22 protein-coding genes are annotated in these 16386 nt (G+C 27.0%); all 22 read left to right on the top strand.

The genetic code is table 11. From position 1 onward, the window contains the following. The first annotated feature begins 137 nt into the window (after positions 1-137). Positions 138-455 (top strand): energy-converting hydrogenase A subunit A EhaA, encoded by a 318-nt coding sequence (locus tag BGI41_RS01980; protein WP_088538570.1) that lies wholly within the window; start codon positions 138-140, stop codon positions 453-455. Positions 456-504: 49 nt separating this feature from the next. Continuing rightward, positions 505-1008: a hypothetical protein gene (locus BGI41_RS01975; RefSeq protein ID WP_088538569.1), complete on the top strand. Its 504-nt coding sequence runs from the start codon at positions 505-507 to the stop codon at positions 1006-1008. 147 nt (positions 1009-1155) lie between these two features. Next, complete coding sequence (locus BGI41_RS01970; RefSeq protein WP_088538568.1) at positions 1156-1410, top strand: DUF2109 domain-containing protein; 255 nt, start codon at positions 1156-1158, stop codon at positions 1408-1410. A 2-nt stretch (positions 1411-1412) separates the two neighbouring features. Further along, complete coding sequence (locus BGI41_RS01965) at positions 1413-1691, top strand: EhaD family protein (protein WP_088538567.1); 279 nt, start codon at positions 1413-1415, stop codon at positions 1689-1691. Then, on the top strand, positions 1684-1944 hold the full coding sequence (locus BGI41_RS01960) for an EhaE family protein (RefSeq protein ID WP_042708394.1): 261 nt from the start codon (positions 1684-1686) through the stop codon (positions 1942-1944). The genes BGI41_RS01965 and BGI41_RS01960 overlap by 8 nt, the downstream gene beginning before the upstream one ends. A 28-nt stretch (positions 1945-1972) precedes the next feature. Continuing rightward, positions 1973-2566, top strand: a complete 594-nt coding sequence (locus BGI41_RS01955) for an EhaF family protein (RefSeq protein WP_088538566.1) — start codon at positions 1973-1975, stop codon at positions 2564-2566. After that, the gene (locus BGI41_RS01950; protein WP_088538565.1) at positions 2566-3246 is read left to right on the top strand and encodes an EhaG family protein; all 681 of its coding nucleotides are present in this window, start codon (positions 2566-2568) and stop codon (positions 3244-3246) included. The genes BGI41_RS01955 and BGI41_RS01950 overlap by 1 nt, the downstream gene beginning before the upstream one ends. Before the next feature lie 199 nt (positions 3247-3445). Then, a complete protein-coding gene (locus BGI41_RS01945; RefSeq protein ID WP_088538564.1) occupies positions 3446-4117 on the top strand; it encodes a hypothetical protein in 672 nt (223 codons plus the stop codon). 10 nt (positions 4118-4127) lie between these two features. After that, complete coding sequence (locus BGI41_RS01940; protein WP_088538571.1) at positions 4128-4343, top strand: DUF788 domain-containing protein; 216 nt, start codon at positions 4128-4130, stop codon at positions 4341-4343. 27 nt (positions 4344-4370) lie between these two features. Further along, positions 4371-5237 carry a respiratory chain complex I subunit 1 family protein gene (locus BGI41_RS01935; RefSeq protein WP_088538563.1) on the top strand — a complete coding sequence of 289 codons (867 nt, stop codon included), beginning with the start codon at positions 4371-4373 and terminating at the stop codon, positions 5235-5237. 46 nt (positions 5238-5283) lie between these two features. Then, entirely contained in the window at positions 5284-5541 is a 258-nt protein-coding gene (locus tag BGI41_RS01930) for an energy-converting hydrogenase A, subunit K (RefSeq protein ID WP_088538562.1), read from the top strand. A 181-nt stretch (positions 5542-5722) separates the two neighbouring features. Beyond that, entirely contained in the window at positions 5723-6058 is a 336-nt protein-coding gene (locus BGI41_RS01925) for a DUF2104 domain-containing protein (protein WP_088538561.1), read from the top strand. A gap of 11 nt (positions 6059-6069) precedes the next feature. Then, positions 6070-6453, top strand: a complete 384-nt coding sequence (locus tag BGI41_RS01920; protein ID WP_088538560.1) for a DUF1959 family protein — start codon at positions 6070-6072, stop codon at positions 6451-6453. Between the two features lie 98 nt (positions 6454-6551). Continuing rightward, on the top strand, positions 6552-7022 hold the full coding sequence (locus BGI41_RS01915; protein ID WP_088538559.1) for an NADH-quinone oxidoreductase subunit B family protein: 471 nt from the start codon (positions 6552-6554) through the stop codon (positions 7020-7022). A gap of 12 nt (positions 7023-7034) precedes the next feature. Next, positions 7035-8162 (top strand): nickel-dependent hydrogenase large subunit, encoded by a 1128-nt coding sequence (locus BGI41_RS01910; protein WP_088538558.1) that lies wholly within the window; start codon positions 7035-7037, stop codon positions 8160-8162. Positions 8163-8203: 41 nt separating this feature from the next. Then, positions 8204-9259, top strand: coding sequence for a 4Fe-4S binding protein (locus BGI41_RS01905; RefSeq protein WP_088538557.1), 1056 nt, complete (start codon positions 8204-8206; stop codon positions 9257-9259). Next, entirely contained in the window at positions 9249-10715 is a 1467-nt protein-coding gene (locus BGI41_RS01900) for a 4Fe-4S binding protein (RefSeq protein ID WP_088538556.1), read from the top strand. The genes BGI41_RS01905 and BGI41_RS01900 overlap by 11 nt, the downstream gene beginning before the upstream one ends. A 206-nt stretch (positions 10716-10921) precedes the next feature. Next, positions 10922-12007: a hypothetical protein gene (locus BGI41_RS01895; protein WP_088538555.1), complete on the top strand. Its 1086-nt coding sequence runs from the start codon at positions 10922-10924 to the stop codon at positions 12005-12007. A 234-nt stretch (positions 12008-12241) separates the two neighbouring features. Next, positions 12242-13135, top strand: a complete 894-nt coding sequence (locus BGI41_RS01890) for a formylmethanofuran--tetrahydromethanopterin N-formyltransferase (RefSeq protein WP_088538554.1) — start codon at positions 12242-12244, stop codon at positions 13133-13135. Between the two features lie 176 nt (positions 13136-13311). After that, entirely contained in the window at positions 13312-14298 is a 987-nt protein-coding gene (locus BGI41_RS01885) for a carbohydrate kinase family protein (RefSeq protein ID WP_088538553.1), read from the top strand. Positions 14299-14626: 328 nt separating this feature from the next. Continuing rightward, on the top strand, positions 14627-15463 hold the full coding sequence (locus BGI41_RS01880; RefSeq protein ID WP_088538552.1) for a 4Fe-4S binding protein: 837 nt from the start codon (positions 14627-14629) through the stop codon (positions 15461-15463). A gap of 27 nt (positions 15464-15490) precedes the next feature. Continuing rightward, complete coding sequence (locus BGI41_RS01875; protein WP_088538551.1) at positions 15491-16126, top strand: HPP family protein; 636 nt, start codon at positions 15491-15493, stop codon at positions 16124-16126. Positions 16127-16386 lie beyond the last annotated feature (260 nt).

Here is a 16386-nt window from a genome sequence, read left to right as displayed (position 1 = left end):
TTATATTATTATATTGGTTTAAATTTTGTCAATAGCTATTTTAATTTATATTTTTTTGTTTTTAGACTTATTATTAATTTAAACTATTAAAATTAAGACACAAAATATATATATTATCCATATAAAGATTATTAATTATGATTTTTCTAATTAGTGAAACAACATTATTGTTAAATTATTTAATTACAATTATTGTTTCTATTATAATGGCTTTAATTTTAAGATTGCCATTTTTACCTGAAAAGCCTAGACGGTTTTCATGGACTAACAGTGCTATATTTCCAACACCTATTATAGCTATGGGAGTTTTAGCTTTCTGTTTTTCAATTAATTTTTATTGGTTATATGATGGAAAATTACTTGCTATTATTATAGGTATTTTAGCTGCAATCTTTGTAAAATACTTATTTAAATACATATTTCCAGATGCACCAAATACAGAAGGTGGAAAATAATGATATTTTATACTTTTTTTGATTTATTAATAAGAATAGGTGATTATTAATGAATGAAATTTTAGGTATTATCATTGCTGCTATTATTTCATGGCTTAATTTTGTAATTATTGATACTTATCTTGGCTTACCTGAAGAACCTGGTGTTAAAGGTGCAGATAATGTTGCTCGTTCTATAAAAGAAAGAGGTGGAGATTTATCTGGAGGATTTTTCCAAGGTAATATATTATGTTCTCCTGATGCATCTGCAGGTACATTAATTGCTAGTATTGGTGTAATGGTTTTAGGATTAAATGGAGGAATACTTGCTGCATTTTTAGTTTATATTGGAAATAGATTATGTGCAGATCCCGGTTATGCTGGTACAACAGGTGCTTTAACAATGACTGTAATTGTATATCTTTTATCTAAATATGCAGGTTTTGAACCTATTATGTTTGTAGTAGGTATGGTGATTGCTATATTTACTATTCAAGGTTTACATCATCCAACTAGTACAAAACTTTTAGGAAAAATTGCAAAAAAATTTAATAGATATACTGAATTAGAATAATTAAGTAAAAATATTATTCTTTCTTTGAGAATAATTGAAATTAAGTGTTTAATGAATTGAATTTATTATTTATTTATTGAACTTTTTTATTGAGTTTTAAATGTTTTTTAAATGGATAATAACTATGAATAAAGATGGGACGATAAAATGTATATAGAGATTTTAGGGATTATTACTATTTTGATGGCATTACGTGCAATTATAACTCAAAATAGAGCTGAAAAATTATTATATATTAATGTAATTGGATTTTCAGTTCCTGCAATAATTGCCTTATATATTAATACACCTTTTGCTCTTATTGTAGCTGCTGCTTTCTTTATAACTTCTACTGTAAGTGCTAATGCAATTGCATATACATTAGATAAATTAGATAATGAAATAGTCTTAGATGGAGAATAAAAATGGATTTTCTAGGATTTTTTAATATTACAACAATATCAATAGCATTGATGTTAATTGGTTCAATTGGTCTTATACTTGTTAAAAAACCATTGGATAAAGTTATTCTTTTTGATATTGCTGATGCAGGTTTTGTACTTGCAGTAGTTGCATTTAAATATTTAGATGTAGCTTTCGCAATTGCAATTTTAGGTCCAATATCTACTATTGTATTTTTAATGTCTATTTTAAAAATTAATGAAATTAGAACTAAAAATAGTGAAGGTGGTCCTAATGTTTAATGTTTACATTTGGTTTTATACTGGGATTTTTTTAGCTATTATTGGTACTTTAGCAGCATGTTGGGGTCCAGGAGTTAAAGATCCTGTTATAAGGACTTTAAATACTGAAGTTGCTTCTATAGGTGTTTCATTAATTTTCTTATGTTACAATCATATGTTAGCTCTTTTAACATTGATTGCAACTTCTGTAATTTGTACATTAATTTTACTTAGAGCAATTAGTCGTTTAGAAGAAATAGGGGCTGATGTTTAATGATAATTAATTTAGTGGAGGCTTACTTATGAGAATAGGTGACATTTGGAATAAGTTAGCAACTCCTAAAAGGATTCCTAGATTATTTGCTTTGATTCTTGGAATATTTTTAATCATTGGATTTATGGTTCCTATGGGATTGAATGTAGATCAACTTTACCCAAGAGAAGCTCCTCAAGTTCAAGTTGAACAAGGATTAGCTATGGCTCCTTATGCTCGTGGAGGAGAACCTTTAGTAAGTCCAGGAATTACAAAATCAGCATATCCACAATATGCTCCTAAATTAGGTTGGATTAATTCTTATGTTTCTCCATTATCTCGGTTTGTTATGAGTCTATCTCCGTACTTTGGTACAAGTATTTATTCATCTCCTGGTGGATTAATTGATGAAATTTTATATTATACCAGAGGTTTTGATACAGTTCTTGAATCTTCTATATTGATGATGGCATTTATTATTGCTTCATGGCTTTCTGTTAATTATACTATGAACAGAAGAAATGATTCTGAAAATATTAAGAAAGATGTTAAAATTGCAATATCTAACTCTGATTTAATAGCTTCTGAAGTAGAGCAAAATAATATTAAAGCTCATAGGAAACAAAATAGGAGGGATAACTAATGATATATGTTCCTTCTACTGTTCCTCATATATTTTCAGCTATGTATATTCCTGCAATTTATACAGGATTAATCATTGGATTTTTTAGTTTAATTGCTATTTCAATGCAGAAAAGAGATATTCATGTTCTTGTATTAACAGATGTTGTTGGATTTGCAATGTTAATTGTTGTTGCAGGTGTAGGTACTGATCTTGCAGAGTCTTTTATTTTGCCAGGTTTAGTAGTAGAACTTGCTGAAGTTTTAGCAATTTCTGAAATTTTAATATCTCGTGAAATGAGAAAAATTTCAGCAGATAATCCTTCTGCTTCATTTAATCCAATGCCAATGAAATATGATATGGAAATTTTAACTACTGCTCCTAACTTTTTGAGTTTATTACTTATTGCTTATGGTGTATTCTTAACTGGATTTACTGGTGGTGCTATAGCTGGTGGAGGTATTTTATTATATATACTTTCAAGAAAAGCTAGAGGTTTACCTGTATTTGTAATAAATGGGGTAAGTGGAGTTTCAGGTATTGGATGGTGTATGTGGATTATCGCATTTTGGATATTCTTTGTAGCTCCTCAATATTGGTTGCTTTGTTTATTCCTTGCAGCTTGTGGATTATTATTAAAAGTTGCAACAAAAATGGGATTAATTGGAGTTCTTATGAGAGAAGAATATGGTAAAGATTGAGGTTAAAATTTAAAATAAGATTGTTTGTTTATTAAAATTATAATAAATTGATAATTTTTAGTTATTGTTTATTAGTTTGGTAATTTAGTATTATTTTAATGAGTTGATAATTTTTAGTTATTGTTTATCATTTAATATTTTAATGAACTGATAATTTTTAAGTTTATATGAATTTATTTAAAAAAATTAGAGGATATTTATGAGTCTTGCAAGCTTAGGTGGAAATTTACTTGGAATTGTTCCTTTAGGGGATATTGTATTCTATTTAAATCCATTACATTTGTTCTTGTTTGTAGCTATATTAATATTTACTTTCTTAATTGCTATTAGTCATACAGAAACCCAAGTTGAAGCTGAATTTGGTACACTTGGTGATAAAAAGCAATCTGTAGGATTAAAAGAGTTTAAAGCAAGAAGATTTTTATCTGTAATTTGTGGTATAGCTACAGCAGGTGCAATGATTACTGGAGATTTATATAATTTTACTTTATTTATGTCCCTTGTTGGTATCTTAAATATAGGTATTATTTCTTCTGTAAAACAGATTGGAGTACTTGACTCTGTTTTTCAATATGGTTTAATTGCAATGATGTGTAGTCTTCCATTATTTGGAGGTGCTGCAATTGTACTTGGAGCATGTGGAACAGTTAGTTTACTTGCAATTCAATCAATGAAACCAACTGCAATGATGATCTTTGGTGCAATAATGCTCTTTATTGGAGTTTGTGGTGAATCTGGTATAGCACCTTTCTTTGCTTCAAAAGCAGAAATGTTTAGAACTCCTGGTTCTCCATTCTTATTAATTGTACATTTAAGTTCATTATTTATTATTATAAGAGCAATTGAAATTGTTCTCATTATTTGTACATGAAGGTGAAAAAATGAATAAAACAAAAGTTGCAAGTAGTATTTTACTTGTAGTTTCAATAATCATGATATTATATGCATTAATATTTACTCCTGCTGATTGGATTGTTTATGCTATAGCAATAATATTTATACCATTTTTTATACTTTCATTAGGTTTACTTACTATGGCAAAACCTAAAAACGATGAAAAGGAGGAAAGAATACAAGAACCATTTATTGGATACTAAATCCAGTAAAAAGAAGTATTCGTTTATATGTATAATTTAATGGCTGATATTTTAATAAATGTGTGTATTGCTTTCCTTGCTGGAAGCTTACTTTTAGGTTTACATAGAAAAATTATGGCACGTGTTCAATCAAGACCAGGGCCACCTATAATACAATACTTATTACATTCTTTAAAATTCTTCTTTAAAGAATCATCATTCCCAAAAACAGTTTCTAAACCATTTTATTTAGCAATTGTTGTTATATTATGTGGAATATGGGTTACTGCAGTAATTGTAACTAATGTTGTTTATGGTTCATTATTATTGATATTTGGTATTTATGCTGTACATAAAATTGTAGAACATAATTCTGGTTCTTCATCAGGTTCTCCTTATGGAAAACTTAGTTGTGTAAGGGCTGTTTATTCTGCAGCTTCTGAACTTCCTTTATTTGGAGGTTCTATTTTAGTATTATACCTTACAGTTCACACTATGGATATAGGTCAAATAATATCTTATCAAGCAGCACATGGACCTTTAATATTTGCTGCTCCACTTGCAGCATTGATGTTTTTTGTTACAATAATTACAAAAGCACCATATTCTCCATTTGGAATAACTTTAGGTAAAGATATTATTTCAGGTTTTGAAACAGAACACTTTGGATTCTTAAGAGGATTTATAATGATTTCAGAATCCATGTGTTGGTATGTATTGTTATGGTTATTTTTAACATTATTCTTTGGACCATTATCAATAATTGGTTATGTAATTGGAATGATTGTTATAACTTGTATAACTGGATTAATTAGTGCAACTACTCCGATGTTAAATCCTAATCATTCAGTTATGTCACAAATGACTATTACTTTAATTGGTGTAGTCGGTTCTATTGCTTTAATGATTATATAATTATTAAACAATATTTATTAATTAAAATATTAAACGGAGAGATTAAATGAATCAGGAAAAAGATTTTATAATCCTAACTTCACTTGTAGCAATTGGTATTATATTTATAAGTTTACTTGCTGTAATCTTTCAAAGTCAAATAATATGGCCTCTTGTAGTTATAGCTATACTTATAACTCCGTTAATTTTATATCAAGGATCTGAGAAAATTTCAGAGATTTCTGAACATTTAGAACATATTGCATTTATTGTTACATTTATTGTAATATGTTTATCAATTATATTGTTATATAGGCCAATGTGATTTTTATATTGGTTTATATTAAGTATAAGTCATTATAATTTATTATTTTGACTTATGAGTTCATAAATTAAATAAAATTAAATTTTTATTTAATCTATCAATTATTGTTGTCAAAGACATTAATTGATTTTTATATATTATAAAATAATTTAAATAAATAGGATAAACTAATGTGAGTATTATGATAGAAAAACTATATTTATTAATTTATCTAATAGTTTTTGTTGCTGGGGCTATATGTGGTCTTTTATACAGCTACCAAAAACACATAGAACCATATGTAGTAAAAGAAACCAGTATTCCAATTTTAATTTTTGCAATTATTGGTTGGTTTTTAACCTTAAATTATGGTTTATTAAATTTCATTCCACACTTTATTGTAATAAGTATTGGTTTATTTTTAGTAGCTTTTGTATTAGATATGAGACCTGGATATGGAAGAAAAGAAACAGTTATTGGAATTATTATTTCAGTAATCATATGGTTTTTTACTCAATGTTTATTTAATATAATGTAATGGGGAATTCTATGAGTGATGAAAGTAGATTAAGACTTTATAAAACTAGAATTATTAAAAGTTTCAGATGGCAAAAAGATATTATTAATCCATGTGCTAAATATTTAGGAATATCTAATGATGAATTTGAAGATATACTTATGGATAAGTTAGATATGTCTTCTCTTGAATCTCTTCATGCTACATATGAATCATCATTACATGAAGAATTAATGCTTAAATTACATGTGGATTTAAAATTTTTTTGGTTTGTTGATGTTCTTAATTTAATATCAGAAGAAGAAGCAACTCAATTAAAAGTTAAATTAGCAAAAGAAGTTCAATATAAACATATGACATATGATGAAGCTGTAGAAGAAGGTAAAAAAGAATTTTTAGATATTATTAGAAAATAAAGTTTAAAATTTATTTAAATTAAAATAAGTATTCTTCATTAATTAAAAATGATATTATAAGTAATTAAAGAGAGATATTTTCATTTAGAGGTAAGATAATGTTAGATCGTCTAAAGGATATTGTAAGGAAAACTTCTATTAATGTATGTATTGTTAATTGTGGTGGATGTAATGGTTGTGATATAGAACTTGTTGCATGTTTATCACCTAGATATGATTTAGAACAATATGGTATTTACTTACAGAATAATCCTCGTGATGCAGATGTATTATTATTAACTGGTGCAGTTACAGAACAATGGGAAGATAAATTACATAGAATATATACTAAAGTTCCAGAGCCAAAAGTTGTTTTAGCAGTTGGTAATTGTCCTCAATCTGGGGATGTTTTTGCTCAAGAAGGTGGAAGAGTTAGTGCTCCTGCTTCTAATTTTATTCCTGTTGATGCAGAAGTTTGTGGATGTCCTCCAAGACCTGATGAAATTATTTCTGCAGTTCTTGCTGTAGTTCCTAAAGCTATGGTTGCAAAAGGACATGAAAATAAAAAAATTAAAGATAATGATTCATAGAGGTGAAATAAAATGATTGTACCTATTGGCCCAGTACATCCAGGTTTAAAAGAACCATTAAGATTAAAATTGCAACTTGAAGGGGAGAAAGTTGTAAAAGCAGAAATTGATTATGGTTATGTACATAGAGGTATTGAAAAAATTATGGAAGGTAAAACCTGGCAAAAATGTATTTATCTAGCTGAAAGAGTATGTGGAATATGTTCTTATGAACATACTCAAACTTTTGCTGAAGTTTTAGAACATATGGCTGGTGTAGATGTACCTCCTAGAGCTCAATTTTTAAGGGTTCTTACTAATGAATTAGATAGGATTCAATCTCATTACATTGCAAATTCAACTTTTTTCAAAGCTATGGATCATGAAATGTTATTTATGAAGGTTCTTGAGTTAAGAGAATATATTATGGATTCTATTGAGTTATTAACTGGTAACCGTGTTAATATGGGTTGGAATGTTGTTGGTGGTGTTAGAATGGATGCTAACGAAGAACATTTCGATAAAATACTTGAAAACCTTAAAGTAGTTGAAGAAAATCATGATAGGGTTGTAGAATTATTCTCTGAAGGTCCAGTCTTAGCTTTAAGGTCAAAAGGTGTTGGATATATGAGTAAAGAGGAAGCATTAAAAGGTCGTGCTGTAGGTCCTATTGGTCGTGCTTCTGGATTAAAACATGATTGTCGTGAATTCCATCCAACTTATAAAGATTATTTTGATTTCAAACCTATATGGAGAAAAGAAGGAGATAATTATGCTCGGACTATGAATAGATTTGATGAAATTCCTCAATCTATTGATTTAATTAAACAAGCCATAAATAATATGCCTGAAGGTGAATTTAGGACTCCTGTTGAAATTAAAACAGGTTATAATGAATGTAGAAATGAAGCTCCTCGTGGTGAAGTAAAATATATGTGTGAAACTAATGGAAATTTAATTAAACATATTTCTATTCGTACTCCCAGTATTCCAAATATTGATTCTTGTGCAAAATACATGTTAGTAGATGTTCCAACAGTTGCAGATGCTATTGCTACATATACTTCATGTGATCCTTGTATTGCATGTGCAGAACGTGTTCAATTAACAGATACTGTTACAAATAAAACAGTAATTAAAGATTTAGATAGTTTTTATTAATTTTAATATTTTGTGTGATTTAAGTTAAAAGATGATGGTTTATGAGTTCAATTATATGGTATGTATATGAATTTGCAAGAAAGGCATGGGTAAAAGCTTTTGCTGATGCTAAATCTCAGCATGAAATTGTTGAAAAACCTGCTAGATTTAGAGATTTCCCTCATGTAATAAAAGAGAATTGTATAGGTTGTGGTTCTTGTACTGCAAGTTGTCCTTCTCCTACTGCAATTAAACTTATAAGGGATAAAACAACTAAGGAAAAAGAAGGTTTAACTTATCCTGTAATTAATAAAAGTGGATGTATTAGATGTGGATTCTGTGCAGAAGTTTGTCCTTCAGATCCTAAAACATTAGAATGTGGTGAAAATCACTATATTGAAACAGAATTTACTATTATTCCATCTAAAAGACGTTTTATTGTAGATGACTATTTATGTATTAAATGTAAAGCTTGTATGAAAGAATGTAAAGTTGATGCAATATCTGATATAAATGGTCATATTGTTGTAGACCCATTAAAATGTATTGCTTGTGGAGATTGTCTTAAAGTATGTAAGGTTAAAGGGGCAATGAAAGGTATTTTCATTGATAATCTTGAGGATCAAAAGAAATTAATTAATCTTATTGTAAGTAGTTTAGAAGAATACATTGAAAATCAGCAAGATAAATTAGAGATTCTTCCACGTGAATCATTATTACAGCTATCATTACCATTATCAATGTTCTGGGATGAAGCATTAAAAATTATTCCAGATGCAGAAATCGCACATGAAATTATAGGAAATGCTGTAGATAGATTAAAAATAAGAGTTATTACTTGGAATTCAGATAAATGTACTAAATGTCAAATGTGTGTTAATGAATGTCCAATTGGGGCAATATCATTTGATGAAGAAAAAGATACTATTGTAAGAGATAAAGATAAATGTTGTAGATGTAGTATCTGTTATCAAACATGTCCATTTGCTGTAATTAAATATTTCCATGCTAAATTTGTATTAGATGTTGATGATGATGGAAATGAAGAAATATTTATTACAGTTAAACCATCTCAAATAGATCATGATTTTATAGGAAGTGAACATCATGAAGGTTGATGCTAAAGATTACGACCGTTATGGTAAATCTATACGTGAAGTTGAAGTTCAATGGGATATAGATGATTTAAAATGTGCTAAATGTGAAGATAAGCCATGTATTGAAGCATGTCCAATTAGTGCAATTTATAAAGATCCTAATGGTAATATTCGTTTACATGATACCTGTTTTGGTTGTGTATTATGTAGAAATGCTTGTCCATATGATGCAATTACTATGGTAACAAATATTGCAGAACCTATTAAAGAGAATGTACCAAACATAAATATTGAATTATGCCGTGCATGTGGTGCTTGTGTTCATAACTGTAAAACTGGTGCTATACATCTTCATTCTGAAGGATCTAAAACTTTTAGTGAAATTGATGAAGATAAATGTATGAGATGTGGTTACTGTTACAGAGTATGTCCAACTGATGCTATTAAATATGGAGAAATTTTACCAAGAACAGTTAAAGGTGGTAAAGCTATTGTAGTTAACCATAAAAAATGTATTGGTTGTATGACTTGTACTAGAGTATGTCCATCTAAAGGATCTATAATTATTAGTAAAACTTTAAAATTACCTTATATTAATCCAGGTTACTGTGCAAGATGTGAAGAATGTATGCATGCTTGTCCTTCTACAGCTATTAAATATTCCTCACGTAAAAGGGCTTATGCACAGTATAGTAAAATTAGAACATCTGATACAATTTCTGAGATTGTTGATAAAGATATATCTAAATTATCTCATAATATTGCAAGAATGGATAGAATTTTACATGATTTATCTATTGAATTTTCAAATAGATTAGATAAACAAAATCCTATTGATGTTAATCCAGATGTTTTTGAAGAAACAAATTTCTTAACTGAACTTAAGTTTAATGCATCTAAAGTCATTGATAAAAAATTTAAAGATATTACTGATGAAGATTTTGATATTACTAGAATGAGAAATGTTATTGATTCATTCCCTCCAAAAAGAAGAATCTTTGTAGATGCTAATAAATGTATTGGATGTGCAGAATGTCTTGCATTATGTCCTGTTAAAAATGCAATTGAAATAAATGGTCCATCTCCTATTTTTATTAATGATAATTGTGTTTTCTGTGGTAGATGTGTAGAAGTTTGTAGATTTGATGTTATTTCTCTTATTGAAGAATCTTTCATGTCTGATGGGGATAATATATATTATATTTCTACATCAGTCAATAGTGAAAGAAATGGTAAATTATATCTCGATAATTCCCAATGTCAATCTTGTGGAGTTTGTGTTAAAAACTGTCCAACAGAATCACTTACTATGGAAGATGATTTTCTTAAATTTGAGGAAGATACTTGTATTTATTGTAGACAATGTGAATGTTTATGTCCAGTTAATGCGATTAATATTGAATTAGAAGTTGAATGTGATTCAGAAGAAGTTTCAAATGAATCAGATGAAGATCTTGATTCTAATTTAGATAGTTAATATTTTGATTAAATTTATGTTTATGATTTAAATTAGTTTTCTTGAAATTTAGTAATTTTAATGGGATAGTTAATATTTTGATTAAATTCATTATTTTAACTATTTAAATTTAATTTCTTCTTTAACTTAATGATTTTAAATTAATCTTATCTTATATTGATTTTATTATTGTTTTAAAAAGTTTTTTTTTATTAAATGGTGATTATTTGAGTAAAAAAGTTTATATTACAGATTGTGAAGGTCCATTAACATTAAATGATAATGCTTTTGAAATGTGTTCCTATTTTATTGAAGATGGTGCTAAATTATATAAAATTTTAAGTAGTTATGATGATTACTTAGTAGAGGTTGAAAAGAAAGAAGGTTATCATGTAGGTGGAACCTTAACATTTATTACACCATTTTTTAAATCTAAAGGTATTACTAATCAAGATTTAATTGATTATTCTAAAAATAATATTAATTATGTTCCAGGTATTGATACTTTATTTAAAGTAGCAAATAATCAAATTGATTCTTTTATTGTAAGTACAAGTTATGGTCAATATATTAAAGCTTTATGTGAAGATAAAGACTTTAAATATGAAAATACTTATCATACTGATGTTGATCTTGATAAAGTTCAAATATCTGATAATGAAAAATCTAAAATTGAAGAATTTAGAAAAGATATATTAAAATGTGATTTAATTCCAGATTATAGGGATAATGCAGGTTCTGAGGATTTAAAAGCTCAAGCTGATATATTAGATAATATATTTTTCAATGAACTTCCTAAAATGGATGTTTATGAGATTATGGGTTCTATGAATCCTGTAGGTGGAATTGGAAAAGAAAATGCTGTTAAAGATATTATTAGTAAAAATAATATTGATTTAGATAAAGTTGTTTATGTTGGAGATAGTATTACTGATTTAGAACCTCTCCAATATGTTAAATCTAATGGTGGTATTGCAATTTCTTTTAATGGTAATAAATATGCAGTTGAAGCTGCAGATATTGCTATTATTACAGATGATGCAGTTGCATTTACAATTCTTCTTGATTTATTCTCAAGAATTGGTGGATATTACACTTTAAATTTTATTGACTCATATATGTTTAAACCAGATGGATTATATGAAGGATTTAGAATTAGTCATGTGTTTTTAGATTATTATAAAGAACATTATGATGGTCGTGAATATCCAATTATTGCTAAAATTACTGATGAAAATAGAGAAGAACTTGTTAAAAAAAGTGAAGCTATGAGAAATAAGCTTCGTGGTGATGATATAGGTTCAATTATGTAATAATTTATTTAAATTCATTAATTAATATTTAAAATTTAGTTTTACAATTTTAATTATTTATTATTAGTTTTTAAGTTGATTTATTATTTTAATTACTTTATTATTTATTATTAGTTTTTAAGTTTGTATTTCTAAATTTTCAATTTTAATATAAATTTTTAAGATTTAAAATCATATTATTTATTATAAGTTGATTGTTTTTTTCAACTAATTATTTAAAAATTCGTGATAAAAATGACAGATTATAGTTTAGTAGAAGACACTTTCTTTGAAAGTTTTACAGGAAAATATATAAGAGCATTAATTACTGCTGAAGATGAACAAACTGCAAAAGAAGCAGCATATGATTCTACCGCTACTCCTAGTTCAGTTATTGGAAGGATTGAAGGAGGTGTAGAAGGACCTGTATCTCCTGATGAAACTCCTGATGGAAGACCTGGATATCTTTGCCAATATTGGTTTGGTTTAGATGATTTAAAAAAATTTGAACTAGAATTATCTTACAGAATTAGACAAGATATTTTAGTTAAACCATTTACATCTATGTTTTCTTATACTGAAAATCCTGAAGGTAAAATTGGTATGATGGAACAAGTTGGTCATTGTGGAGATGGATATGAATGGGAAGAAGAAAGATATGGTAGAGAAATGATTCATGTTCCTATTGCAGTACCTGACTTTTTAATTGATAAAGAAATGGGTTATTCTACTGGAATTATGGGTGCTAATTTCTGGTATATGTGTAATACTAAAGAAGTAGTACTTGAAGCTGGAAGAAAAATTGTTGATGCAATCCTTGAAGTTCCTGGAGTTTGCTGTCCATTTGGTATTTGTTCTGCAGCAAGTAAACCTGAAACTAATTTCCCACAAATTGGACCTTCTTCAAATCACCCTTACTGTCCTTCACTTAAAGAAAGATTAGGTGATGAAAGTAAAGTTCCTGATGGTGTAAAATATATTCCTGAGATTGTTATTGATGCAGTAGATGAAGAATCTATGAGAAATGCTGTTAAAGCAGCTATTGATAGTATTCTTGATGTTGATGGAATTGTTAATATTTCTGCAGGTAATTTTGGTGGAAAATTAGGTGAAGATACTTTCTATTTACATGATATTTTAGGTATTTAAATTTTTTATTTAATTTTAAATTTTAATATTGTTTAATTAGATATTTAATTATTTTACCTATTATTTTAATCCTTAATTTAGGTATTTTAAATTATTTACCTATTTTAATTTTTATATTAATTATCTAATTTAATTGATAATAATGCTTAATAATCATTGATTTTAAAGGTGCTAAAATGGAAATTGCTGATGATATTTTATATGATGTTATAGGATTTGGTGCATTAAACGTTGATAAATTATTTACTGTTGATGAAATTGCTTGCCATGATGAGGAACGTTCTATATTAAAAAGTGAAAGAAGTCCTGGAGGTTCTGCAGCTAATACTATTATTGGTCTTGCAAATTTAGGTCTTACAACTTCTTATATTGGTAAAATTGCTAATGATAATGATGGTGAATTACTTGAATTAAATTTAGCAGAACATGGTGTACATTTAAATAATTTAATCTATGCTGATGAAGGTGTATCTGGTGCAGCATTAGGTTTTGTAGATCAAAATGGTGAAAGAGCATTATATATTAACACTGGTGTTAATGAGGAAATTTCTCTTAATGAGATTAATCCAATTGAACTTAATCGTGGTAAAATTTTACATATTACTTCAATGTTTGGAGAAACATTTGAAACTCAGAAAGAATTATGTCCTAAACTTCCTAAATCAATGATTGTAAGTTTTGATCCAGGTTTAATTTATGCAAAATTAGGGGTTGAAGCAATTAAACCTATTTTAGATAGAACTGATATTCTTCTTATTAATGAAAATGAGTTATTTGTATTATGTGAAGATTATTATAGAAAAAGAGATAATATTCCTAAAGATGAAAAATTAAGCTTTAGAGATTTAGCAATTAAACTTCGTGATGATGGTATTAAAATTGTCATTGTTAAACGTGGTACTAAAGGAGCATATGGAATTAACTCTGATGATGAAGAAGTTAAAATACCAGCATTTCTTGTTGATGCTGTAGATACTACTGCTGCTGGAGATTCATTTAATACAGGATTTTTATATTCTTATGTTAATGGTTTTTCACTTGAAAAATCTGTAACTGTTGGTAATTGGGTAGCATCTCAGTCTGTTCAGGCTATGGGTATTGCTGGTCTTCCAATGAAAGAAGATTTAGAAAAATTTTTATCAGATTATTATGATGAAGATTGAGTACTTTAATAATGAAACAATATAATTAAATTTTAATTATATATTTAATTTAAGTAGTAATGTATAATTTTATAATCTATTAAAGATTTAAAGTAGTTTAAATATTTATTTTTAATTTAATTTTTTTAAATTATATTTGAGTATAAACTATTTAATGTTTATTTTCTTATTTAATTTAATTAATATAAACTACAATTGAGTATAATATCAATTCATTTTGATTTTATTGTTTTATTAAGATAATTTCTAATATTTGTTGTTTAATAAATAAATTAATTAATAATAAAAAAGTTAAATATAATATAATGGACTTAAAGGTTGAATACTTATGGAATTTAAATTTGAAAAACAGATGGATCTTTTAGAAAAAGAGGTTATTCTAAAATCTGTTGATTTAGATGATGATATTGAAGATTATAAAGTATATATCGATGAATTTCAGTCAAATGAAACTTTTATGGCAATATCTCCACGTTGTGTACGTTGTAATCTTTGTGTAGAACAATGTCCTGTGGGGGCTATAAGTGATTCAACATATTCAAAACGTGCAAGAATTTTAAATAATTGTGTAAAATGTGAAGTATGTGTTGAAACTTGTCCTGTTTCAGCTATTTATATCTTTGAAGCTGAAGCGAAAATAGAAAAAGATGATGATGGAATTAAACCATTGACTTATTCATTTACTGAGAAAAAAATACCTCATAGAATACTTAGATTAAATGATATTACAATGGATAGATCCAAATGTATTGGTTGTGGTCATTGTACTACATATTGTCCTACTAAAGCTAATAAATTAATGTCTAAAGAATTTATTGAGAGTATGGAAAATCAAGAATATGAAAATTATGAAATAGGTCAATTATATCCATATATTAATAAAGATTTATGTGTAGGGTGTGGATCTTGTTCTAATATTTGTGCTCAAGATGTTTATACATTAGATAGATATTTAGGTCCTATAATTAATACAAAAAAATTAATTATTGATGATGAAATATGTGTTGCATGTTTCCTTTGTGAAGATAATTGTCCTACTGGTGCAATTAAGTTAAATGATTATAATATCCCAGAAATTGCTCCTGATGTTTGTATACGATGTAATAAATGTTCAACAGTTTGTCCTGTAAGTGCATTAAGATTAGAAGATATTGATTTAGATTAATTAATAAAAATTATATAAGAGGATATTATGAAAGCAAAAGATATGATGGATAGAAATTTTATTACTGTCAAAGCAGATGAATCTATTGTTAATGTTTCAAAATTCTTAGAAGATCATAAAGAATTTACTTGTCCAGTTGTTGATGATAATAAAAAATTAATTGGTTGGATTACTGCATTAGATTTAACAAAAGGTTTACGTGAAGGTAAATCAAATGTTAAAGATGTTATGCATCCTCCTGAAGAAACAGGTTTTTTACATGAAAATGATTCTGCAAGAGATGCAGTTCTTGAAACAGATAAAGATAAAGTAGTTGCAATTCCAGTATTTGATGATAATGATATTTTAACTGGAGTAATTAGTTCATTTGATATTATAAGTACATTTTCAGATTTATATGAAACTAAAGTTTCTAAACTTTATGAAACAATGCAAGATCAATTAAAAGGAGTTACTTGGGATGAACTTATGCAAGCTTCATCAATTGTTTCTAGACGTGAAACTGGTAATAAAATTACACCAAAAGAATATGATGAAAATATTCATAAAACTACATTTGGAAATGCAATTTGGGCAACTGGTGGACTTGAAAAATTCTTTGCAGGTTTAATTTCTGTTGGTGAACTTGTAATTGCTCGTAAAGTTGGTAATAGACGTAAATAATTAAAATTTAATTTTATTATTTACGATTATTTTCTTAACTTAGTCTATTTTTTATTTAGCTATTTATTGGATTTTTTTCATTTATTTATTGTTTACTTAATATTTTAGTGTATTCTATTTATTTAAAGAATTTTTATTGTTTTTTATAAGTTTTTGTTTTGTTTGTGTTTTTTTATTTTTGGTTTTTTTTTTGTTATTGTGTTTTTTGTTATTTAGCTATTTTACACTTTTTATTTTGTTTATTATTTCTGTCTTTTATA

Source organism: Methanobrevibacter sp. 87.7, assembly GCF_002208625.1.
GTDB lineage: Archaea > Methanobacteriota > Methanobacteria > Methanobacteriales > Methanobacteriaceae > Methanarmilla.
This window is presented reverse-complemented; position numbering and strand designations above follow the sequence as displayed.